The 22,032-nt window shown below is 71.9% G+C and carries 18 protein-coding genes and 2 pseudogenes; 13 read left to right on the top strand and 7 right to left on the bottom strand.

Features of this window, described 5'->3' with window-relative positions; genetic code table 11:
- Nucleotides 1-275: 275 nt before the first annotated feature.
- The 8 genes and pseudogenes from ABZ848_RS41215 to ABZ848_RS41180 form a co-directional block, all read left to right on the top strand.
- Nucleotides 276-677: pseudogene (locus ABZ848_RS41215) on the top strand (SGNH/GDSL hydrolase family protein); the annotation flags it as partial.
- On the top strand, nt 674-1,348 hold the full coding sequence (locus ABZ848_RS41210; protein WP_360840395.1) for a polysaccharide lyase family 7 protein: 675 nt from the start codon (nt 674-676) through the stop codon (nt 1,346-1,348). The pseudogene ABZ848_RS41215 and the gene ABZ848_RS41210, both read left to right, overlap by 4 nt.
- A 103-nt stretch (nt 1,349-1,451) precedes the next feature.
- A complete protein-coding gene (locus ABZ848_RS41205) occupies nt 1,452-2,849 on the top strand; it encodes a CAP domain-containing protein (protein ID WP_360840394.1) in 1,398 nt (465 codons plus the stop codon).
- A gap of 85 nt (nt 2,850-2,934) precedes the next feature.
- A complete protein-coding gene (locus ABZ848_RS41200; protein WP_360840392.1) occupies nt 2,935-3,612 on the top strand; it encodes an AIM24 family protein in 678 nt (225 codons plus the stop codon).
- Nucleotides 3,613-3,802: 190 nt separating this feature from the next.
- Nucleotides 3,803-4,843 (top strand): tetratricopeptide repeat protein, encoded by a 1,041-nt coding sequence (locus ABZ848_RS41195; RefSeq protein WP_360840391.1) that lies wholly within the window; start codon nt 3,803-3,805, stop codon nt 4,841-4,843.
- Nucleotides 4,840-5,874: a polyprenyl synthetase family protein gene (locus tag ABZ848_RS41190; RefSeq protein WP_360840389.1), complete on the top strand. Its 1,035-nt coding sequence runs from the start codon at nt 4,840-4,842 to the stop codon at nt 5,872-5,874. Before ABZ848_RS41195 ends, ABZ848_RS41190 begins: the two co-directional genes overlap by 4 nt.
- Before the next feature lie 134 nt (nt 5,875-6,008).
- Nucleotides 6,009-6,968, top strand: a complete 960-nt coding sequence (locus tag ABZ848_RS41185; protein WP_360840387.1) for a threonine/serine dehydratase — start codon at nt 6,009-6,011, stop codon at nt 6,966-6,968.
- Nucleotides 6,969-7,155: 187 nt separating this feature from the next.
- Nucleotides 7,156-8,790, top strand: a complete 1,635-nt coding sequence (locus tag ABZ848_RS41180; RefSeq protein ID WP_360840385.1) for a serine/threonine-protein kinase — start codon at nt 7,156-7,158, stop codon at nt 8,788-8,790.
- Here the strand turns inward: ABZ848_RS41180 and ABZ848_RS41175 are convergent.
- Nucleotides 8,782-10,227: a serine hydrolase domain-containing protein gene (locus ABZ848_RS41175; RefSeq protein ID WP_360840383.1), complete on the bottom strand. Its 1,446-nt coding sequence runs from the start codon at nt 10,225-10,227 to the stop codon at nt 8,782-8,784. The two genes, ABZ848_RS41180 and ABZ848_RS41175, sit on opposite strands and share 9 nt — an antisense overlap.
- Nucleotides 10,228-10,302: 75 nt before the next feature.
- Between ABZ848_RS41175 and ABZ848_RS41170 the strand changes: the two are divergent.
- The 3 genes and pseudogenes from ABZ848_RS41170 (at nt 10,303) to ABZ848_RS41160 (ending at nt 13,192) form a co-directional block, all read left to right on the top strand.
- Nucleotides 10,303-11,273: pseudogene (locus ABZ848_RS41170) on the top strand (LLM class F420-dependent oxidoreductase).
- A 110-nt stretch (nt 11,274-11,383) separates the two neighbouring features.
- Nucleotides 11,384-12,427, top strand: coding sequence for a hypothetical protein (locus ABZ848_RS41165; RefSeq protein WP_360840382.1), 1,044 nt, complete (start codon nt 11,384-11,386; stop codon nt 12,425-12,427).
- A 93-nt stretch (nt 12,428-12,520) separates the two neighbouring features.
- A complete protein-coding gene (locus tag ABZ848_RS41160; RefSeq protein WP_360840381.1) occupies nt 12,521-13,192 on the top strand; it encodes a DUF2238 domain-containing protein in 672 nt (223 codons plus the stop codon).
- Here the strand turns inward: ABZ848_RS41160 and ABZ848_RS41155 are convergent.
- The gene (locus ABZ848_RS41155; RefSeq protein ID WP_360840379.1) at nt 13,152-13,637 is read right to left on the bottom strand and encodes a DUF6328 family protein; all 486 of its coding nucleotides are present in this window, start codon (nt 13,635-13,637) and stop codon (nt 13,152-13,154) included. The genes ABZ848_RS41160 and ABZ848_RS41155 overlap by 41 nt on opposite strands.
- Nucleotides 13,638-13,717: 80 nt before the next feature.
- Complete coding sequence (locus ABZ848_RS41150; RefSeq protein WP_360840377.1) at nt 13,718-14,701, bottom strand: aldo/keto reductase; 984 nt, start codon at nt 14,699-14,701, stop codon at nt 13,718-13,720.
- A gap of 136 nt (nt 14,702-14,837) precedes the next feature.
- Here ABZ848_RS41150 and ABZ848_RS41145 point away from each other — a divergent pair, with 136 nt between their 5' ends.
- Both ABZ848_RS41145 and ABZ848_RS41140 read left to right on the top strand, forming a co-directional pair.
- Entirely contained in the window at nt 14,838-16,571 is a 1,734-nt protein-coding gene (locus ABZ848_RS41145) for a cholesterol oxidase substrate-binding domain-containing protein (protein WP_360840375.1), read from the top strand.
- A gap of 40 nt (nt 16,572-16,611) precedes the next feature.
- Nucleotides 16,612-17,454: an alpha/beta hydrolase gene (locus ABZ848_RS41140; RefSeq protein WP_360840373.1), complete on the top strand. Its 843-nt coding sequence runs from the start codon at nt 16,612-16,614 to the stop codon at nt 17,452-17,454.
- On the opposite strand, the gene ABZ848_RS41135 is transcribed toward ABZ848_RS41140, so the two are convergent.
- From ABZ848_RS41135 to ABZ848_RS41120, 4 genes are all read right to left on the bottom strand, one after another.
- On the bottom strand, nt 17,429-18,028 hold the full coding sequence (locus tag ABZ848_RS41135; RefSeq protein WP_360840372.1) for a TetR family transcriptional regulator: 600 nt from the start codon (nt 18,026-18,028) through the stop codon (nt 17,429-17,431). The two genes, ABZ848_RS41140 and ABZ848_RS41135, sit on opposite strands and share 26 nt — an antisense overlap.
- On the bottom strand, nt 18,025-19,506 hold the full coding sequence (locus tag ABZ848_RS41130) for an MFS transporter (RefSeq protein WP_360840370.1): 1,482 nt from the start codon (nt 19,504-19,506) through the stop codon (nt 18,025-18,027). The genes ABZ848_RS41135 and ABZ848_RS41130 overlap by 4 nt, the downstream gene beginning before the upstream one ends.
- Before the next feature lie 91 nt (nt 19,507-19,597).
- The gene (locus ABZ848_RS41125; RefSeq protein ID WP_360840368.1) at nt 19,598-20,815 is read right to left on the bottom strand and encodes an FAD-dependent monooxygenase; all 1,218 of its coding nucleotides are present in this window, start codon (nt 20,813-20,815) and stop codon (nt 19,598-19,600) included.
- 151 nt (nt 20,816-20,966) lie between these two features.
- Entirely contained in the window at nt 20,967-21,836 is an 870-nt protein-coding gene (locus ABZ848_RS41120) for a helix-turn-helix domain-containing protein (protein ID WP_360840366.1), read from the bottom strand.
- Between the last annotated feature and the right edge of the window lie 196 nt (nt 21,837-22,032).

Genomic DNA, 22,032 nt, shown 5'->3' with positions numbered 1-22,032 from the left:
CGCACAACTCCTTGACTCATCCGATGTATTGGGGTTCTCTGCGTTCGCCTCGACTCCCCTCCGGAAGGACGGCTCCGCATGGGCAAGGTCTCGGTCGGCACTTACTCGCGGCACTCGCGGTGGCACTGCCCCTGGCACTTCTGCCCCTGCCCGCGAGTGCCGCGCCGTCCGCATCCGCGTCTCCAACCGTCTCGGCACGGCACCCCTCCAACTGGGCGCCGCGACGGTCGCGTTGACGGACGGCTCCGGCTCGATGGCGAGCGTGAACCACTGTCGGCATCGCGGGCAACCGCGTACTCCTCGACGGGACCGACCCCAGCGCCCTGTCCCGGCTGGACGCGGACGTGCTCTCCCGCAGCGGTGTAGGGGCCCTGGTCGTCGTGGAGGGCGTCAACGACATCAAGGGCAGCCCGAACCAGACCGACCCCGCCGCCTTCGAGGCCGCCTACAGCGAGATCGTGGCCCGCGCGCACGCCCACGGCATCCGCGTGATCGGCGGCACGATCACCCCGTACGGCGAGATCTTCGACGCCGTGGTGCGCGCCCCCGCTTCCCCCGACCGGATCCTCCCTGCGTACGGCTCCGGGGACCATCTGCACTTCAACGACGGCGGCCTCCAGGCGACGGCCGACGCGGTCGACCTCCACTCACTCACCGGAAAGGACAGGACGCGATGAACAGGAGAACTGTCTTACGGGCCGGGGCGGGCCTGTTGGCGGGCGGCGCCGCGCTCGCGCTGCCGCCGGCCCCGCTCGCCGCCGCGGCAGCCGACCCCACCGACGGCTGGACGCAGAAGTCGTTCACGTACAGCTGGCAGAAGCCGTGGAACCTCGATCTCAGCGACCGGCACAGCTCCAGTGGCGGCGTCGACCGGATGTGGGTGTACGCCACCGACGAGCCGTTCGAGGAGGGCAGCTCCACCGACCCGCGCACCGAGATGCGCTGGAAGGTCGACTACAGCACGGGCAACCACATGTGGGACGCCGACGTGTACCTCCCCTCCGGCACCGACGGCGCGTCCTTCGTCCAGATCCTGCGCAGCGTGCATCCCTCGGGCACACCGGCCACCGACATCATGCTCAATGTGTACGACACCGGCGGCGGGACCGTGCGGCGCTACGACGGCACCGTGCTGAGGACGAACGCGTACGACACCTGGTTCAACGTCAAGATCGCCCACCAGGCGAGCAGCGGGACCGGCACGATCAAGGTCTACCTGGACGACTCCCTGACCCTGACGGTCGCCGACCGGGGTCCCGCGACCCGCTACTTCAAGAACGGCGTCTACAACCACGGCTCGGGCCGGGCGGAGGCGCGTTTCCGCAACATCCGTTACTGGACGAAGTGACCGGCAGGGGCTTCTGACCTGTGTCGGGAACCCGCGAGCCCGGGTGGACGTTTTCCGGACAACCCCACCAGGGGCGAACCACGGAGCACACCAGGGCGGCGGTATGAGCGAGTTGGTTCCCGGGGGCAACATGCCCCTCCCGGGCGGCGCCGTGACCGTCCGGGTGCCCGGGCCCTTCGACGTGTCCGCGTTGATCACGGACGACGGGGGCAGGGTCCGGGGCGACGCCGACTTCGTGTTCTACAACCAGCCGTCGGCCCCGGGCGCCCGTCTCGACGGCGACACGCTCACCGTCGACCCGCCGAGACTGCGCCCGGGAGCCACCCGCGTCACGATCGCCGTCAGCCCGGCCGACCCCGGCACTCCCCTGGGCCGGCTGCCCGCACCCACGCTCCAGGTGACCGGCGCGGGCGGCCGTTCCCTCGCCCGGTTCGCCCCGCCGCGTCCGCAGCAGGAGACGGTGCTGCTGCTCGCGGAGATCTACCGGCGGGGCGGCGCCTGGAAGCTGCGGGCCCTGGGGCAGGGGTACACGGACGGACTCGCAGGTATAGCAAGGGACTTCGGCGTGGATGTCCTCGAAGACGGAGCCGGGACGCCGACGCCGGCGCCGTCGACGAACAGTGCGCCGACCCGCATGGCACGCCCCGTCATCCCGGAGCAGCGAACCCCCGGCCCCGGGGCGGCTCCCGCCGTACCGCCACCCTCGTACCGGCCTCTCCCCGCCGACGACGGGTTCCTCGCCCTGGTCAACTCCGCCCGCGCCAGGGCCGGTTCCGCCCCCGTCTCGCTCGACTCCCGCCTCGCGACCGCCGCCAACGCGCATGCCACCGCCATGGCATCGGCGGGCCGGCTCGGTGTCGAGGGCCCGGACGGCGTCTCCGTCCACCAACGGCTCACGGCCACGGGATACACGTACATCACCGTCGGCGAGCACCTGGTCTCCGGCCCGCGCACGCCCGCCGAGTTCGTCGAGTACTGCGTCCGCAACGAGCAGTCCCGGCAGACACTGCAGGACCGCGCCTTCACGCACGTCGGCGTCGGGCATGTCGCCGACGCCCGCTCCGGCGACGTCTTCTGGACGGCCCTGTGGGCCACCCCCTTCAGCCCCGCCGCTCTGGCCCGGACCGCCGCCGAGGTCGTCGACTTCACCAACAGGGAGCGCGCCAGGGCGGCCGGCCTGCCTCCGCTGGCCGTCGACCCGTTGCTCACCACCGCCGCGCAGGCGCACAGCGCCGACATGGTGGCCCGTGCCTTCTACTCCCACACCTCCCCGGAGGGCAGCCAGCCGTGGGACCGGGCGGCCGCCGCCGGTTCCACCCGCCGCTCGATCGGCGAGAACATAGCCTGCGGCCAGCGCTCCCCCGCGGAGGTCGTGGAGGGCTGGATGAACAGCCCCGGCCACCGGGCCAACATTCTCAAGCCCGACTTCACCCACATCGGTATAGGTTTCGCGGGCGGCGGCCAGGCCGGGACGTACTGGACCCAACTCTTCGGCGCCTGACCGCCGTAGACCCTCCGGACGGCCCCGGCGACGACCCGCGTCCGCGATCTTGGCGGAATGACTTCGTCCGGGCCAGGATGCCCGCATGAAGGGATCCCTCTTTTCCAGTGAGCACATGGTCCAGCCGGCCGCGCAGGCGGGCATGACCGTAGAGAACGCCAAGTGCATCAAGTACGCGGTGAACGGCGAGATGCTCGCCCGCCAGGGCGCGATGATCGCCTACCGCGGCAACCTCCAGTTCGAGCGCAAGGGCCAAGGCGTGGGCGGCATGCTCAAGCGCGCGGTCACCGGGGAGGGTCTCCCGCTCATGACGGTGCGCGGGCAGGGCGAGGCCTGGTTCGCGCACGAGGCGCAGAACTGTTTCATCGTCGACGTGGACCCGGGTGACGAGTTCACCGTCAACGGCCGCAACGTGCTGTGTTTCGACGCCTCGTTGTCGTACCGCATCTCCACCGTCAAGGGCGCCGGCGTCGCGGGCGGCGGCCTGTTCAACAGCGTCTTCACCGGGCAGGGCCGGCTGGGGCTGGTCTGCGAAGGCAACCCGCTGGTCATCCCGGTCTCGCCGCAGTACCCGGTGTACGTCGACACGGACGCCGTGGTCGGCTGGACAGCGGGCCTGCAGACCTCGCTGCACCGCTCGCAGTCCATCGGCTCGATGCTGCGCGGCGGCTCGGGCGAGGCCGTGCAGCTGATGCTGCAGGGCGAGGGCTATGTCGTGGTCCGGCCGAGCGAGGCGACACCGCAGAAAGCCCAGCAGCACTGAGCCGCCTCCGAGTGATCTGTGCCTCACGAGCAACCTCTCGGCGACCCATGACGTCTTGATCGGCAACAGGTGATGCCCTGGCCCCCGCAAGGGGTCAGGGCCTAATTTTCACCGCCCTATACACACTATGTATACGCAGGGTGCATACACACCATCTATACACACTGTGTATACCAACCGAAAGGGATGCATGTACGGCAAGGCATTCGCCCCTGAGTACCAGGGCGCCCTCACCACCCTGTCCGTGAACTCGTCGCTGACCGACGTACTGGCCGCCGGGACACGGGAGTTGAAGGCCGCCGAACGGGCCGGCCGGCACGGGGAGGCGGCGCGGTCCGGGCTCGCGGTCGCCGAGGCGCACCGCCGGCTGGGGCAGATCGGGGACGCCGACCGGGCGTGGAAGGCGAGCTACCGCGCGGCCCGGGCGGCCGGCGACACGGCGGCCATGGCCTGGGCGCTGTGGAGCGGCGGCACCCTGGCCCGGCAGCGGGGCTCCTTCCCGCTGGCCCGGCGGCTGCTCGGACTCGCGGCCGAACTCGGCGAGCTGGGCGGCGACGTCGTAGTACGCGGCTACTCGCTCGCGGGCCTCGCCGAGACCGGCCGGATCCAGGGCGACTACGAGGCCGTGGCCAGGCTGCACGAGCAACTTCTGACCGAGGCCCGGCGGCGCGGCGAGGCACGGCACACCGTGTGGGCGCTGGAGGGCATCGCGCAGATCCACCGCAACACCGGCCGCTACGACACCGCGTACGCGCTGTTCGAGGAGGCGGCCGAGATCGCCGCGCGGGCCGAGGACCGGCGCGGTCACGCCTGGGCGCTGCGCGGCCTCGCGGACGTGGTCTCGGTGCGGGACGGCGACACCGCTCGGGCGCTCGCGCTGCTGTCCGAGGCGGAGACGACCTGCCGGGCGATGAAGTTGTCCAGCGCGCTGGCCTACAACCACAAGATGCGCGGCAACGTCCTGTACCGGGCCGGGCGTTACGCCGATGCACGCGACCTCTACGAGCAGGCGCTTGCGGAGTTCCGCGCGATGCGCGAGCCGCGCGGCGAGGCGCTGTCGCGGCTCGGGCTGGCCAAGTCACTGGCCCACCTGGGCCGCGACCGCGCCGAGACCGCGGCCGAACTCGATGCACTGGCCCACGAATTGGACCGGATCGGGCTGCGGTACGCACGGGAGATGGTGGCGCGGGCGCAGGAGGAGTTCGGCGTGACGGCGGAGGTCGTACGGTGACGGCGCTTCACTCGGTGCTGCGGGCACCGGCCGACGCTCCCCAAGTCCTCGTGCGGTGCCGGGAGTTGGTGCGGCCAGCACTCGTGGAGGCGGTGGGGCGGCTGCATCCGTGGGTGAGTGAGATGGCCGCGTACTCCTTCGGCTGGTGCGAGGTGGGCGGTGCGCCGGCTGTCGCGTCCGGCGGCAAGGGTGTGCGGCAGGCGCTGGCCGTGCTCGGTGCGGAGGCCGCGGGCGCACCCGGGGCGGCCGGGGTGCCGGCGGCGGTCGCGGTGGAGCTGGTGCACGTCTTCTCGCTGCTGCACGACGACATCATGGACGGCGATGCGGCCCGCCGCGGCCGCCCCACGGTCTGGAAGGCGTACGGCACCGGGCCCGCGGTGCTCGCGGGCGACGCGCTGTTCGCGCTGGCCGTCGAGACGCTCGCCGCTGCTGCCGGGCCGCAGGCCGTGCGGGTGCTGTCCGTGGCGCTCGGCGACCTGGTGCGCGGGCAGGCCGACGACCTGCTGTTCGCCACGCGCCCCTGGACCGGGCCGGAGCGGGTGCGGCCACGGGAGTACCGGGCTATGGCCGAGCACAAGACGGGCGCGCTGCTGGGATGCGCGGCCGCACTCGGCGCCCTGCTCGGCGGCGCGCCGCCCGCGACGGTCACCGCCCTGGACCGGGCGGGGCGGCATCTCGGCATCGCCTTCCAGATCGTCGACGACGTGCTGGGCATCTGGGGCGATCCCGAGGTCACCGGCAAACCCGTGCACGGGGATCTGCGGGAGCGGAAGAAGACGTATCCGGTGCTGGCCGCACTCGACTCGCCCTCGCCCGGGGCCCGGCGGCTGGCCGCGCTGCTGGACCGCGGCGACGCACCCGAGGAGGCAGCCGCGCTGATCGAGGCGCTGGGCGGCCGGGCGGGGGCGCTCGCGGAGGCCCGGCGGCACACCGACGCCGTGGAGACGGCTCTCGCCGAGGTGTCGCTGGAGGTGCGCGCCGGGGAGGAGTTGCGGGCACTGCTGGACGACCTGTTGCGGCGCGACATGTGACGCGCTGTCGCCTGCTCGTTGCTCGCCGGGAGGCACCTCGGGCGTACTGCCGGAATCCGGTTTGACCTCGGCCGCGTCCCGGGTCAGGGTGCAGAGGGCGCGGTCCGTCACCCCGCGCCGGAAGGGTGAGTACCTTGATCGGGATCTCCGACGTCGAGGCCGCGGCCGAACGCATCGCCGGGCACGTCCTGCGCACACCCACGCTGCCCAGCCCGGGACTGACCACGCTGCTCGGCGCACCGGTCACCGTCAAGCTCGAACTGCTGCAGCGCACCGGCTCGTTCAAGTCCCGTGGGGCGACGGCCAAGCTGCTCTCGCTGAGCGAGCGGGAGAGGGCGGCCGGGGTGGTGGCGGTCAGCGGCGGCAATCACGGGATCGCCCTCTCGGTGATGGCCGCGGCGCTCGATGTGAAGGCCACGGTGGTGATGCCGCGCTCGGCACCCGCGCGGGCCGTCGAGATCGCGGAGGACGCCGGGGCCTCGGTGCGCCTGACCGACGACATGGCCGGGGCGTTCGCGCTCATGACCCGGCTCCAGGAGGAGGGGCTGACCCTGGTCCACCCGTTCGACGACCCCGTGGTGATCGCCGGTCAGGGCACCGTCGGGCTGGAGCTCGCGGCCGACGCCGGCGAGCTCACCGACGTCCTGGTCAGCATCGGGGGCGGCGGGCTGATCGCCGGTGTGGCGACGGCGCTGCGGGACCGCAGGCCGGACGTCCGCGTCTGGGGTGTGGAGACCGAGGGCGCCGAGGCGATGTCGCGGGCACTGGCGGCGGGCGGGCCGGTGCCGGTCGAGCTGACCTCCGTGGTGTCCACGCTCAGCGCGCCGGCCGTCTCACCGCTGACGTACGAGCATGTGTCCGCGCAGGTCGACGAGGTGCTGGTGGTGTCGGACCGGGAGGCGGTGCAGGGCACCCTGGACCTCGCCGACCACGCCAAGGTGTGGGCCGAGCCCGCCGCCGGCTGTCTGCTGCCCGCGGCCCGCCGGGTCCTCGAACGGGTCGGGGAGGGCGCGCGCCTCGGGCTGGTCGTGTGCGGGGGCAACGCGACGACCGGCGATGTCATGGGGTGGGCGGAGCGCTTCGGGCTGCGCTGAACTGCTTTCATCGTCCACTTGAATGACCGGTCCTGAATTCCGGTCAGGTAAAGGGGAGTTCCCGGAATTAGGTCGACGCTGTGTGAGCAAATGCGGCTGCCTGAGCATGATTTGCGGATGCTTTGAACACACCCCGTCGCACCCCGCGTACCTCTGTGTACGGAAAGAGCCAGGGGTTCGACGAGGGATGACCATGGTCAAGGCGCATGTCTTCACACAGGAGTTGGTCGCCGGAAGGTACCGGCTCGTGGACGTCGTCCATCGCGAGACGAACCGGGTCTGCTGGTACGGCAAGGACGTCGACGCCCAACGCCCCTATCTGCTCACCCAGATATCGCTGCCACCCGATCCGGACGGCGAGACCGGAATGCGGGCGAGCGCCCGGGTCATCCGCATGTCCGAGACCATGGGGCTGCTGTGTCCGGGCGCGGTCGCCACGGTCGTCGACGCCGTGGAGCAGGACGGCACGCTGTGGATCGTCACCGAGTGGATCGACGGGACGCCGCTGGGCGAACTCCTCGCCCAGCAGGGCACGTTCAACTACGTACGGGCGGCGCGCACCGCGCTGGAGATCCTCGACGTGCTGGAGGCGGCGCACGGCGAGGGCATCACGCACGGCGAGCTCAGCCCCGGCCAGGTCTTCGTGCGGGACCGCGGATCGGTCGTGGTCACCGGCTTCGGACTGGCCGGCGCCACCCTGGCACCGAGGGTGACCGCGCCGTCGTACGCCTCCCCCGAACAGGCCCGCGACGAGCGCATCGGGCCGGCCGCCGACCTGTGGGCGCTCGGCGCGATGCTCTACACGATGATCGAGGGGCGCCCGCCGTTCCGGGACCGGGACCGGCCCGAGGCCACGCTCAAGGGCGTCGACCGGCTGCCGCTGCGCAGCCCGCTGCACGCGGGTCCCCTCACCACGACCGTGCTGGGGCTGCTGCGCAAGAACTCCCGGGAGCGGCTGACCCGCCAGGTGGTGCGCGAGGCCCTCACGCGGGTCGTGACCGAGGATCCCGACATGCTCGCCGCGACGGTGCCCAGGCCGCGGTTGCGCGGTGCTTATGCGGCCGCCGTGCATGCCGCGCCGGGCTGGAGCAGAAGGACCATGGCCGCCGGTACCGCGCTGGCCGTGGTCACGGTCGCGGTGGCCGCGCTGGCCGCCACCGACCAGCTCCCCGGGCTCGACAACTCCTCGACGGAATCGGCACCCCGGCCGTCCGCGTCCGCCACCGCTTCGACGCCGGGCAACAGCACGGAGGGCCGCAAGTCCGGCCCGTCGGCCTCGGCCACCGCATCGCCCACCGCGTCCGCGACGGCATCGTTGTCGCCGTCGGCCCCGGCGTCCCCGTCGGCCTCCGCCCTGCCGCCGGGTTTCCACCGCTACACGGCCGCCGAGGGCTTCTCCGTCGCCCTGCCCAAGGGGTGGAAGCGGGTGGCGACCTCGAAGGTGGGCGATCTGTCGACCCGGGTGACCTTCGGCGCGGACGGCGATCCGCGCACCCTGGCGATCACCTACAGCACCGTCCTGGGTCCCGATCCCGTCGCCGTGTGGCGTGACGACGTCGAGCCCGAGCTGGCGCAGGACGCCGGCTTCAAGCGGATCGGGGACATCGAGGCGACGACGTACCAGGGCCACAAGGCCGCGGACATGGAGTGGCTGTCCGAGGAGGACGGCACGCAGGTGCGCACCTTCGGGCGAGGTTTCCTGCTGGGCGGCGGCCGCGGGTTCTCGCTGCGCTGGGCGACCCCGGCCGCCGACTGGAACGACTCCGCGAACCGTCAGGCCCTGAGCACCTTTCTGCGGACCTTCCGTGTGGAGTCAGACTGACGCGCGGGGTGCGCGCAGCGCGCGCAGCGGGGGGCTGTGCAGGGGTGTCGTACGCCAGAGCGCGGTGAAGGTCCCGGCCGGGAGCGAGCAGGTCACCGCCAGGCGGTGCGGTGTCTCCAGGAACACGATCTCCACGGCGAGGGTCTCCGCGTCGGCCCATCCCCCGCTCACGGCGACGGGCAGCGGTTCCTCGGCGACCGTCCAGCCCGCCCCGCCCACGGGCAGCTCCAGCGGGCGGCCGTCCTCGGTGAGCGTGACGCTCCAGCCGTCGGGGCCCGGGCGGACGGCGACGGAGGCGAGGTTCGGCTGGTCGGCGCACACACCTCCGGCCGGAGTGAATTCGGCGCCGGACCAGTCCTCTGTCCGCTCGGGCGGTGCTGGCCTCCCCGCGGCCGGCGGCAGCGCGATCCGCGCGAGCCGCTCCCCCAGTGCCGCGTCCTCGGCGTCCCTGCCGGTCAACGGCTCGGGCCCGAGGGCGGGCAGCAGGTGCTCCCACACCAGATCCAGCGTGTGCTGCATCTGCTCGGTCGCCGCCGTGATCGCGACGACGGCGTCCTGCTCGGGCAGCACCAGGCAGAACTGCCCGTACGCGCCGTCGCCCCGATAGCCGTGCCGGGCCATCCAGAACTGGAAGCCGTATCCCCGCTGCCAGTCCGTCATCGGCCCCCAGCCCGCGCTGTCGGCGTTGTCGATGTGCACACGCGTGGCCTCGGCCACCCAGCCCTCGGGCAGCAGCCGCTCCCCCTGCCACACCCCGTCCCGCAGATACAGCTCGCCGAGCCGGGCGATCGCGTCGGTGGTGGCGTGCAGCCCGCTGAAGCCCAGCTCACGACCCGACCGGTCACGGGTCCAGGCCACCTCGCCGACGCCGAGCCGGTCGAGGAGCCGCGCCCGCAGGTACTCGGTCAGCGAGCCGCCCGTGACCCGCTGGATGATCGCGGCGAGTGTGTACGTGGTGGGCTGGTTGTACGCGAAGACGGTCCCGGGGTCCCGGTCGGGCGGCAGCAGCAGGAACCCGCGGACCAGATCCGTCCTGTCCAGGGCACGCGCCCGTTCGTACGTCTCCTCGACATGCCCGCTGGACATCGACGCCATGTGCCGCACCAGCATCGCGCGGCTGCGCGGGTCGGTGATGTCGGCCTCGAACTCCGGGAAGTACGAGATCACCGGATCGTCGAGCCGTACCAGCCCCTCGCCGACGGCGAGGCCGAGGGCCGTCGAGGTGAAGCTCTTGCTGAGCGAGTACAGCAGTTGGAGGCGGTCCGGGGTGTACGGGGCCCACCAGCCGGAGGCGACGAGGTGACCGTGCCGCATGATCATCAGGCTGTGCGGCTCGATGTCCGGCGCGGCTTCGAGGGCGTCGAGGAAGGCGTGGACGCCGGCGGCGTCGACCCCCTGGGCCGCGGGGGTGCTGGAAGGCAGCGGACGGGCGCTCATGAGGGCATCCTCTCCCATGATCCACGTCGGATCGAGGGGCCGTTTTCCGTCGCCCGCACAGGGGACTCGGCGGTTATGGTGCAAATCGGATACACGATGATGACCGAGCAGGCCGGCCCCCGTGAGCTGGTCGACCATCTGGTGCGGGCCGAGGACGCCGGTTACGACTTCTCGGTGACCTCGGACCACTACTTTCCGTGGCTGCGCTCGCAGGGCCACTCGCCGTACGCGTGGAGCGTGCTGGGCGCGGCCGCGCAGGCGACCTCGCGCATTCCCCTGATGACGTACGTGACGTGTCCGACCAGGCGCTACCACCCGGCCGTGTGGCACAGAAGGCGGCGACCATGCAGCTGCTGTCCGAGGGCCGGTTCCGGCTGGGGCTCGGCTCCGGGGAAAACCTCAACGAGCATGTGGTGGGCGGCGGTTGGCCTTCCGCCGATGTGCGGCACGAGATGCTCGCGGAGGCGGTGGAGATCATCCGCGCGCTGTTCGAGGGCGGCCATGTGAACCACCGCGGCACGCACTTCGACGTGGAGTCGGCCCGGCTGTGGGACCTGCCGGACGAGCCGCCGCCCATCGGGATCGCCGTCTCGGGCGAACAGTCCTGTGCCCTCGCGGGCCGGCTCGCCGACCTGGTCATCGCCCTGGAGCCCGAGGAGGGCCTGCTGTCGGCCTTCGACCGGCACGGCGGCGAGGGCAAGCCACGCGTGGGCCAACTGCCCGTCTGCTACGACCCCGACCGCGATACGGCGGTCAAGCGCGCCCACGCCCAGTTCCGCTGGTTCGGCGGCGGCTGGAAGGTCAACTCCGAGCTGCCGCACCCGGATTCCTTCGAGTCGGCGACCCAGTTCGTCACCCCGGACGACGTCGCCGCGTCGATTCCGTGCGGCGACGACCCGGAGGCCTTCATCGAGGCCGTACGGCCGTACGCCGAGGCGGGTTTCGGCGAGATCGCGCTGGTGCAGATCGGCGGCGAGTCGCAGCCGGCGTATCTGGACTGGGCGGAGAAGACGCTGCTGCCCGCGCTGCACGACGCGTTCGGCTGACCCTGAGCGCGCCGACACCAGGGACCTGGCAAACCATGGCCAAGGGGTGCATATAGGCTGCCGGTCTGCACGTTTCGCAGTCCGACAAGCTTTGCACAGGAGAGTCATCGGTGACACTGGCGATCGACCCGTCCGAGACATCCGAGTCGTCCGACACCCCGGAGGCGTCCCCCGCGCCGCTGTCCGACCTCGTGGCGCGCGACGCGCGCGAGTTCGGGGTCTACGCGCGGACCGGCGGCTGGGCCTTCGGCCTGATGGTGGCGCGCAGCGTCCGGCCCGGCGGCCAGGGCGCCGAGGAGACGCCGAAGGTGTCCGCGAAGGAGTTCGCGGAGCTGGCCGGCTGCTCCCCGGAGCGTGTGATGCGCTACTACAAGGCCTGGGACCGGGCGGCCGACGACGGAATGGTGCCGCACTTCGAGGCGCTGGCGCCGGGCCAGGAGGTGGAGCTGCCGGACGCCGACGTGTGGCTGAGCTACTACGTCTCCCGCAACAGCGCCACGTCCGAGCGGGGCACCGCCATCGCCGAGGCGGCCGAGGCCGAGGGCATCCGGCCCACCAAGGCCCTGGAGGTCGCCGAGAACCCGACCGCGCTGCGGGCCGCGATCCTCGCCGACCCCTCCACCGCGCGGGCGGCCCGTCAGGCGCTGCTGGACCGGGTGCGCGAAGACCCGGAGCTGCAGGCCGAGTTGGCGCGGGACGTCGTACGCACCGACGACCTGAAGAAGGCCGTCGCCACCGAGAGCCGCTCGGCCGACCGGATCGGCTACGTGCGTCAGATCGCCGAGTCGGGCCAGGTCAAGACGCCCGCGGGACAGACCATCGAGGCGCCGGCCGACCTGCGCCAGGAGGCCGAGCGGCATCTCTCGCTCATCGACGAGCTCGACGAGGACGAGGACACCGGCGAGTGGGCCACCGAGGCCTACGACACCCTCAAGTCCCTGGTCGCCGAGACGGTCGAGGCCGACCCCGAACTGCGCGTCCAGGAGCGGCGGACGAAGTTCTACAGCAGCCTCCAGAAGGCGACGAAGGCCTTCGAGGAGCTGACCTTCGACGACGTGCAGGAGTTCGTCGAGGACGACATGGTGCAACGGCTGGAGGAGCTCCAGCAGGCCATCGCGAGCTGCCTGACCGCGCTGCGCGGCGCGACGGACTGAGCGTTCCCGTACCCGGTCGGGGCTGAGTAGCCGTACTCATGCCGCCGTCCACCCGCTCCACCAGCATGGGGGCTCCTACGAAAGGGAGCCCCCATGACTGCTGTTGCGCACTCCGCCGTCCCGCGACGGCAGCTGCCCGCCGTGCTCGCCGTCCTCGTGGTCCTGGGCATGGCCGTGTCGGCCTGGGGCGCCAAGGACCGCACGACCTGGTTCCTGGAGACGGTGTGGGTGCTGGTCGGGCTGCCGCTGCTGGTGTTCACCCACCGCCGCTTCCCCCTCACCGACCTGCTGTACTGCCTGCTCGCCTTCCACGCGCTCGTCCTGATGGTCGGCGGCCACTACACGTACGCGCAGGTGCCGCTGGGTGACTGGGTGCGGGACGCCTTCGGCCTGGACCGCAATCCGTACGACCGCTTCGGGCACCTCATGCAGGGCTTCGTACCGGCTGTGCTGGTACGGGAGTTGCTCAGCCGTACCTCGCCGCTGCGGGGCAGTCGGTGGCTGGCGCCGCTGACGGTGTGCGCGTGCCTGGCCTTCAGCGCCGTCTTCGAGATGCTGGAGTGGCTGGCCGCGGTGACCGGCGGACACTCCGCGGACGCGTTCCTGGCCACGCAGGGCGATGTGTGGGACACGCAGTGGGACATGTTCTGCGCGCTGATCGGCGCCACGGTCTCGGTGCTGGTGCTCTCGCGCGTGCACGACCGGCAGCTGGACCGGCTCGGGGTCACGTCGTCGTATGGCGGCGCCGGGTCCACAGCGGGATGACGTACCAGCACAGCACGTACCAGGCGACCACGCAGGCGACGATCCACGGCACCGCTGCGTTGTGGGTGGCGACCCGCAGGACCAGCAGCAGCGAGGAGGTCATGGTGGCGAGGAGGAGCAGCAGGCCGACGAAGGTCATCCGGGAGGCCCACTGGACGGCCTGCGGCTTGACCTTCCGCCCGGAGACCACGCGGTGCAGGGAGACGGGACCGATGAGCGCGCCGGTGGCGGCGGCGCCCAGGACCACCGTGACGATGTAGATGGTCTTGTCGGTCTGTTCCAGCGAGGCGTACTTCTGCTGGAACACCACGGTCAGCAGGAAGCCGAACAGGATCTGCACGCCGGTCTGCGCGACACGGACCTCCTGGATGAGCTCGACCCACATGCGGTCGGCACGCTCCTCCTGGGTCTCGTCGCGGCCCGTCCGAGGCTGCGTCTCCACCATGCGGTACGGGTATCCGCCGGCTGATCGCCCAAACGGACCGGGGGGACCGGCGGGGCGGCCGCTCCCCCCGTCCGGGGGTCCTACCAGCGGCTCTCCACCTGGTCCTTGATCCGTCGGTCGTAGAGGTCGCGGATCGCGGTGCGGGTCTCTTCGGAGAGCTCGGGGAGCCTGGCGGCGGCCGCGTTGGCGCGGGCCTGCTCCGGGGAGCGGGCGCCGGGGATCACGCTGGTCACCCCGGGCTGGTCGACGATCCAGCGCAGGGCGAGCTGGGCCGGGGTGTATCCCTCGGGGGCGAGGGCGGCGAACTCGGCGGCGGCCTCGACGCCGGTCGTGTAGTCGACGCCGGAGAAGGTCTCGCCGACGTCGAAGGACTCGCCGTGCCGGTTGTAGGTGCGGTGGTCGTTCTCCGGGAAGACGGTGTCCTTGGTGTACTTGCCGGACAGCAGGCCGGAGGCGAGCGGGACGCGGGCGATGATGCCGACGCCCGCTTCCCGGGCGGCGGGGAGGACCTCGCGCAGGGGCTTCATGCGGAACGGGTTGAGGATGATCTGCACGCTCGCCACGCCCGGGCGGGCGATCGCGGTCAGCGCCTCCGCGCAGGTCTCCACGCTGACGCCGTAGGCCGCGATGCGCTCCTCCTCGACCAGGGTGTCGAGGGCGTCGAAGACCTCGTCGGTGGAGTAGACGGGGGTCGGCGGGCAGTGCAGCTGGACCAGGTCGATGCGGTCGACGCCGAGGTTGCGGCGCGAACGGTCGTTCCAGGCGCGGAAGTTGTCGAGGACGTAGTTCTCCGGGAGCTGCTCGACGCGGCGGCCCATCTTGGTCGCCACCAGCACGTGCAGATCGGGCCGCCCGGCGAGGAACGCGGCGATGGTCTGCTCGCTGCGGCCGTCGCCGTACACGTCGGCGGTGTCGAAGAAGGTCACCCCCGACTCGGCCGCCGTCTCCAGCACCGCGAGGGCTTCCTTGTCGTCGACGTCTCCCCAGTCGGCGCCCAGCTGCCACGTCCCGAGACCGACGACGGAAGCATTCTGACCCGACCTGCCGAAAGTGCGCTCGTCCATGGCGTCAGTCTGTCATCCGTCGCGACCGTGCACGGAATCGGGCGCTCCGGCCCGCCGCCTGTGAATCGTTCACTCACACGGGTGATACGACCCGACAGGCGGCCGACTCGTGTCAACTCGCGCCTAGCGTGACCCCGTGACTGATCGTTCACTGAGCAACCACTCGTCAGAGGCGGCGGACGACCCGTCCTGGACCCGCCGCGGCTTCCTCCTCTCGGCCGCCGCGCTGGCTGCCGCACCCGTCCTGATCGCCGTCGATCCGGCGGTGGCGGCACAGGAGCTGCCGGACTTCCCCGAGGGCGTGGCCCTCTACCGCTCGGCCTACCGCAACTGGGTCGGCGAGATCACCGCCGACGGCCTGTGGGCCTGTGCGCCTACCGGCCCGGGCCAGGTGGTCGACGTCGTCAACTGGGCCTGGCGGAACGGCTGGACGGTCCGCGCCCGGGGTGCCTCGCACGGCTGGTCACCGCTGACGATCACCGAGGGCACGGTATCGGACGCGCCCGTCCTCCTGGTCGACACCGCCACCCATCTGACCGGCCTGTCCCTCGACTCGCCGACGGCCGTGCGGGCCGGCACGGGCGTCACGCTGGAGGCGCTGCTCACCTACCTCGAAGGACACGGCCTGGGCGTCACGGCCGCGCCCGCTCCCGGCGACCTCACGCTGGGCGGCGCCCTGGCCATCGACGCGCACGGCACGGCCGTAGCGGCGCAGGGCGAGGAGCGGCTGCCGGGTCAGACGTACGGCTCGCTCAGCAATCGCGTGCTGTCCTTGACGGCGGTGGTGTGGGACGAGGACGCCGGGGCGTACGCGCTGCGGACGTACGAGCGCGACGAGGCGGACTGTCCCGCCCTGCTCACCCATCTCGGCCGCGCGCTGGTGACCGAGGTGGTGCTGCGGGTGGGCGCCAACTCCCATCTGCGGTGCGTGTCCCATACGGAGATCCCTGCCGCCGAACTGTTCGCGGCCCCCGGCTCGGACGGCCGTACGCTCGCGAGCTTCCTCGACGAGGCGGGGCGGGTGGAGGCGATCTGGTTCGCGTTCACCGAGTTCCCGTGGTTCAAGGTGTGGAGCGTGTCGCCGACCCGGCCGCTCACCTCACGGCATGTGACCTCGCCGTACAACTACCCGTTCTCCGACAACGTGCCGACCGTGGTGGCGGATCTGGTGGGGCGGATGACGTCGGGTGCGGCCTGGTATCTCGCGCCGGTGCTGGGCAACGCGCAGTACGACGCGGCGGCGCTCGGGCTGGTGGCAACGCTGTCGGCCGACATCTGGGGTCCCTCGAAGAACACCCTGCTCTACATCCGGCCGACCACGCTGCGGGTGACCGCGAACGGATACGCCGTGCTCACCACGCGGGACCAAGTGCAGCGCGTGGTCGCCGAGTTCACGTCCTACTACCGTGAGCGGCTCGCCGCGTACTCGGCGCTGGGCCGGTTCCCGGTGAACGGCTCGGTCGAGATCCGGGTGACCGGTCTCGACGACCCGGCCGACGCCGAACTGGACGGCGCCCGCGCCCCGTTGCTGTCCGCGCTGCGCCAGAGCGACGCGCATCCCGAGTGGGACACCGCGGTGTGGCTGGACGTCCTGACGCTGCCCGGCACGCCGTACGCGGAGGCCTTCCTGCGGGAGCTCGAACAGTTCCTGCTGCGCACCTACGACGGCGAGCACGCGCTCACCCGCGTCGAGTGGTCCAAGGGCTGGGCCTACACGGACGACTCGGTCTGGAGCGACGAGGAGGTGCTGGGTACGGCGATCCCGGCGTCCTTCGGCGAGGCGGTGTGGGGGCAGGCCGCCGGCACCCTGGACCGGCTCGACCCGCACCGCGTGTTCGGGAACGGATTCCTGGACCGGCTGTTCCGATAAGCGGTTGCCGTCCCGCACGGGCGCTGAGAGGGTCGCGGTCATGCCGATCTTCTCCGCGCCCGACGGGACCCAGCTCGCCTATCACGTGTACGGGGACGACGGCCCGCCCGTGATCTGCCTGCCGGGCGGACCGATGCAGGCCTCCGCCTACCTCGGTGAGCTCGGCGGCCTGTCCGCGCGCCGCCGTCTCGCCCTGCCGGACCTGCGCGGCACCGGCGACTCCGCGCTCCCCCGGGACCCGGCCGGATACCGCTGCGACCGGCTGGTCGACGACGTGGAGGCACTGCGCGAGCGCCTCGGCCTGGAGTCGGTGGACCTGCTCGGGCACTCCGCCGGCACGAACATCGCCGTGCTGTACGCCGCCCGGTACCCCGACCGCGTGAACAGGCTCGCGCTGATCACGCCGAGCGCGACGGCCGTCGGGATCACGGTCCCGCCCGAGGTCCGGCGTGCGACGGCCCGGCTGCGCCAGGACGAACGGTGGTTCCCCACCGCCTTCGCGGCCCTCCGGGCCATCACCACCGGACAGGCCACGCCCGACAGCTGGGACGCCATCGCGCCTTTCCTGTACGGCCGTTGGGACGAGGCGGCCCGGGCCCATCACGCCGCCGGCGCCGAGCAACGGAACCAGGAGGCCGCCGCCGCATTTGCCGACCCGGGTGCCTTCGACCCGGTCGCCACCCGGGCGGCGCTGGCCGGGTTCACGGCGCCGGTGCTCGCCCTGGCCGGGGAAGTCGACCTCAACTCCCCCGCGCCCTCGGTCGAGGAGTTCGCCGGGCTCTTCCCGAAGGGCGAGTGCGTCGTGCAGCCGGGTGCGGGGCACTTCCCGTGGCTCGACGACCCCGGGCGGTTCGTGGCTACGGTCGCGGAGTTCCTGGCGTGAGGTGCTGCTGCACGAGGGGGGCGTAGCGCTCCACGACGTCGTCGACCTCGGCGGTGCGGACGTGGCTGCCGCGGGCGATGCCGTAGACCACACCGAGGCCGAGGAGCGCGGCGACGGCGAGTTCGGCGCGCAGGCCGGCGTCGGGGCCGTCGAGGCGGGCGGTGAGGCGTTCGGTGACCTGGGTGCGGAAGTTGGCGCGCAGGATGTCGCCCTGTTCGCCGTGCAGGGGCGCGAAGACGATGCGCAGCAGCGGGTCGGCGCCTTGCCGGGACTGGCTGACCAGCACGTGCCGGACCATGTGCCGGCCGAGTTCGGGCGTCGGGGCGTCGAGCAGGGCGTCGGCGTCGGCCTCGAAGGACATCACGCGGGCGAAGAGGGCGTCCTTGTTGCCGAAGTACTTGAGGATCAACGGGGCGCTGACACCGGCGCGTTCGGCGACGGCCTTGAGCGTGATGTCGGCGTGGGCGTGCCGGGCCAGCAGATGGCGGGCGGCCCGGAGGATGGCGGCCTTGGTGGCCTCGGCGTCGCGGCGGGCGGGTGCGGGCGCGGTGGGGGGAGTGCTCACGGCACTCATGCTCCCTCCAGGGCCTCGTCACGGGCGTCCCGGGCACGGCCGCGGGCGCGGCGAGTCCTCCCCTGCGCCGGGTCGCCGGGGATGGTCAGCGCGGTCGCGCTCGCGGCCAGGGCGACGATGCCCGCCATGGTGAACGCGAGCAGATAGCCGTGCAGGGTGGGGACGGCGACCGCGCCGAGCAGGCTGGTGTGGTGGACCAGGACGGCGGCCACGGCGGCGCTGGAGGTGGCCTGGCCGATCGTGCGCATCAGGACGTTGACGCCGTTGGCGGACGCGGTCTGCCCGGCCGGGACCGCGTGCAGGATGAGGGTGGGCAGCGCGGAGTACGCCAGGGTGGTCCCGGTGCCCACGACGGCCGCCCCCACGATGATCATCCACAGGTCGCGGCTGTCGGCGATGCGCACCGCGTAGCCGAGGGCGATGATCAGCGCCCCGATGGCGAGTGTGATGCGCGGCCCGCGGGACGCCGAGATGCGGGCCGACAGGGGTGAGAAGACCAGCATGATGAAGCCGCCGGGCAGCAGCACCAGGCCGGTGCTCACGATGGAGAGCCCGAGCCCGTATCCGGTGGCCTCGGGCGCCTGCACCAGCTGTGCGGTCACCAGCGAGTTGGCGTAGAACGCGAAGCCGGTGAAGAGCGCGGCCACATGGGACAGCCCGACCTTCGGCCGGCTCACCAACCGCAGGTCCACGAGCGGCTGTTCGGTCCGCAGCTGCTGCCACCACCACAGGGCGAGTACGACGACGGCGGTCGCGAAGAGCGCCAGGATCCGCGGGCTCCCCCACCCCCACTGCCCACCCTGGGACACTCCGAGGAGCAGGGACACCAGCCCGGCGGCGAGCCCCACCGCGCCCAGCACGTCGAAGCGCCCGTGTTCCCGGACGGGCGACTCGCGCACCGCCCACCAGACCGCGCTCGTGCCCAGCGCGCCGAGGGCACTGGTCACCCAGAACATGATGTGCCAGTTCGAGTACTGCACGATCAGCGCGGCGAGCGGCAGGCCCAGCGCGGCACCGATGCCGACGGTGGAGCTCATCAGCGCGACCGCGCTTCCCCGTCGCTCCGGCGGCAGTTCGTCGCGCAGGATGCTGATCGAGAGGGGTACGACGGCGGAGGCGGCGCCCGACAGCGCGCGGGCCGCGATGAGGACGCCGATGTTCGAGGAGAGCGCGCAGGTGACCGAGCCGACGGTCATCAGGCCGAGGGCCGCCATCAGCACCCGCCGCTTGCCGTACATGTCGCCGGCGCGGCCGAGGACCGGGGTGAGGACGGCTCCGGACAGCAGGGTCGCCGTGACCATCCAGGAGACGGTGCCCGCGGAGGAGTGGGTCAGCCGGGGCAGGTCGGGCAGCAGCGGCACGACCACGGTCTGCATGACGGCCATGAGGATGCCGCCGAACGCCAGCACCGGGATCGTCAGCCGATCCCGCAGGGCCCTCGCCTCGGAGGGCTCGGCTATCGGTACGGGCTGATCCATCGGCGCTCCCGGACGACACGAAAAACGGGTGAATGGCAATTCACCATAGCCGGTGAATTGCCATTCACCCAAGCGGGATTCCGGGTGCCCGCTACTTCCGGGAGGCCAGCGCCCGCGCGTGCACGGTGCGCGCGATCCTCGGTCCGAGCCAGCGCTTGAAGCGGCGCAGCGCCTCCAGCTGCCCGGCCGCCCTGTCGATGCGGTAGTAGAGCTGGGGCGGGACGTACGGCAGCAGGGGCGAGTGACGCTGGCCGAGCAGGGCGAACATCTGCTCCGGGGGCAGGTGCATGTAGCGGGGCAGGTTCTCGTACCACTGGGCGCTGTAGCGGGCCGCGCTCTGGATCGACAGGAGGGCGGCCTTGCGTTCCCGCTCGTAGACGGCGAGGGCCTGCGGGAGTTCGGGCTGGTCGCGCAGGGCGCCGGCCAGGGCGATCGCGTCCTCCAGGGCGAGGGTGGTGCCGGCGCCGATGGAGTAGTGGGTGGTGTGGGCGGCGTCGCCGAGCAGGACCAGGTTGCCGCGGGACCAGGTGCGGTTGGTCAGGGTGCGGAAGTTCAGCCACTGGGCGGCGCCGTCGGCCGAGGAGCGGCCGATCAGGGCGTGGCCGTCCAGGATGTCGGCGAAGAGCTTCTCCAGGAGGGCGAGTCCGTCGACCTCGTTCGCGGTGTCGAGGCCGAGGCCGGTCCAGGTCTCGGGGGCGCATTCGACGACGCAGGTGCTGCGCTCGGGGCTGAAGGCGTAGCCGTAGCACCAGATCCAGCCGTGGTCGGTCTCCACGAAGGCGAAGGTGAAGGCGTCGAAGACCTTGGTGGTGCCGAGCCAGATGTAGTGGTTGCGGCCGGGCCTGAGCTCGGTGCCGAAGTGGTCGGCGTGCGCACCGCGCAGGGCGCTGTGCACGCCGTCGCCGGCCACGACGAGGTCGGCGGCGGGCAGGTTCCCCTCGGTGATCTCGTGCTCGAACTCCAGCCGTACGCCCAGCGAGCGGGCGCGGGCGGCGAGGATCTCCAGGAGCCGGTGGCGGCCGATGCCGAAGCCCTCGTCGCTGTCGCGCCGGGTGGCGAGGTCCCGGACGCGGGCCTCGCCCTCGTTCCAGGTGACGGAGTGCCGCTCCAGGGCGCGGGCCGACTCGGGGTCGTGCTCGTGGAGCTTGTCGAGCAGTCCGCGCCAGTAGGTCACGCCCCAGCCGTAGGTCGAGCCCTCCGGATTGCGTTCGTGGACGGTGATGTCGTGGGACGGGTCCTGCCGCTTCAGCAGGATCGAGAGATACAGGCCGGCGGGCCCGCCGCCGACGCAGGCGACCTTCACGCACACCCCTAGGAGTTGCCGGAGTTACCCAAAGCTGTCATTTGGCAACGCAGGGTAGCAGGGCGTGCGGCCGGTGAACGGTGTTCGCGATCGGCGTCAGCCTCACGAGGCACGCCACGGCGCGCTCGTCCTCGGCGACATCCCGGGGCCGGAGCCTCTAACGGTCCGCGATCGGGTGGTCGGCGGCCTGCGCGGCCCATGAGGCGAGGATGCGCAGGCGGTCGTGGCTGGGGGTGCCGGGCTCGGCGGTCAGGGTGATGAGCTGCTGGTCGGGGTCGTCGGTGGAGGTGAGGAAGGACCAGTCGAGGGTGAGCGGGCCGACGACGGGATGGTTCAGCGTTTTCGTGCCCGATCCCTGGGTGGCGACGCGGTGGGCACCCCACCAGCGCCGGAAGTCGGGGTCCTGGAGCGACAGTTCGCCCACCAGTTCGGCCAGTCGCGGATCCTTCGGATCGCGGACGGCCTCCATGCGCAGCTGCGCCAGGGTCATCTGCGCAACCCAGTCCCAGTCGGGGTACAGCGCCCTGATGGCCGGTTCGCAGAAGACCAGCCGTACGAAGTTGCGCTGCCTCTCCGGGATCCGCGCGAAGTCGGTGAACAGGGCGGCCGCCATGGCGTTCCAGGCGAGGATGTCCGTGCGGCGGCCCAGGACGACGGCCGGCGTGGTGGAGAGGTCCGCCAGGAGGCGCCGCAGCTGCGGCTGGACCTTCTGCGCGGTGCGCCGACGCGGCCGGGCGGCGTCCCGACCGGAGAGTTCGAACATGTAGGCACGCTCACCGTCATCGAGCCGGAGGACGCGCGCGAGGGTGTCCAGCACTGGTTCGGAGGCCTGGCGGCGGCCCTGCTCCAGGCGCGTGTAGTAGTCGGGGCTGATCGACGCCAGCAAGGCCACCTCCTCGCGCCGCAGGCCCTTGACCCTGCGCCTGCCGGCCGAGTCGGGCAGCCCCACTTCGGCCGGGCTCAGCTCTGTGCGCCGAGCTTTGAGGAAGGCGCCCAGTTCGCTGTCGCGGGAGTTGCTGCTGCTCATGGGTACGAGTGTTGCAGCCCGCCGGGCCGGTGACAGTGGGCCTGGCCTGTCCCAGGACCGCGGTGTCCGGGGACAGAAGAAGCCTCTTATCCGCCCGGGTTTGTGAACGATCACGTAATTCCCCGGGCCCGGCGTCACGTAATTCCCCAGGTCCTGACCTTGTTCATGTCTACTTGATCGAGGGCTTGTTTGTCTT

Source organism: Streptomyces sp. NPDC047081, from assembly GCF_040643775.1.
In the GTDB taxonomy this organism is placed as follows: Bacteria; Actinomycetota; Actinomycetes; order Streptomycetales; family Streptomycetaceae; genus Streptomyces.
The sequence above is the reverse complement of the archived record's forward strand: the minus strand, read 5'-3'. Positions and strand labels throughout refer to the sequence as shown.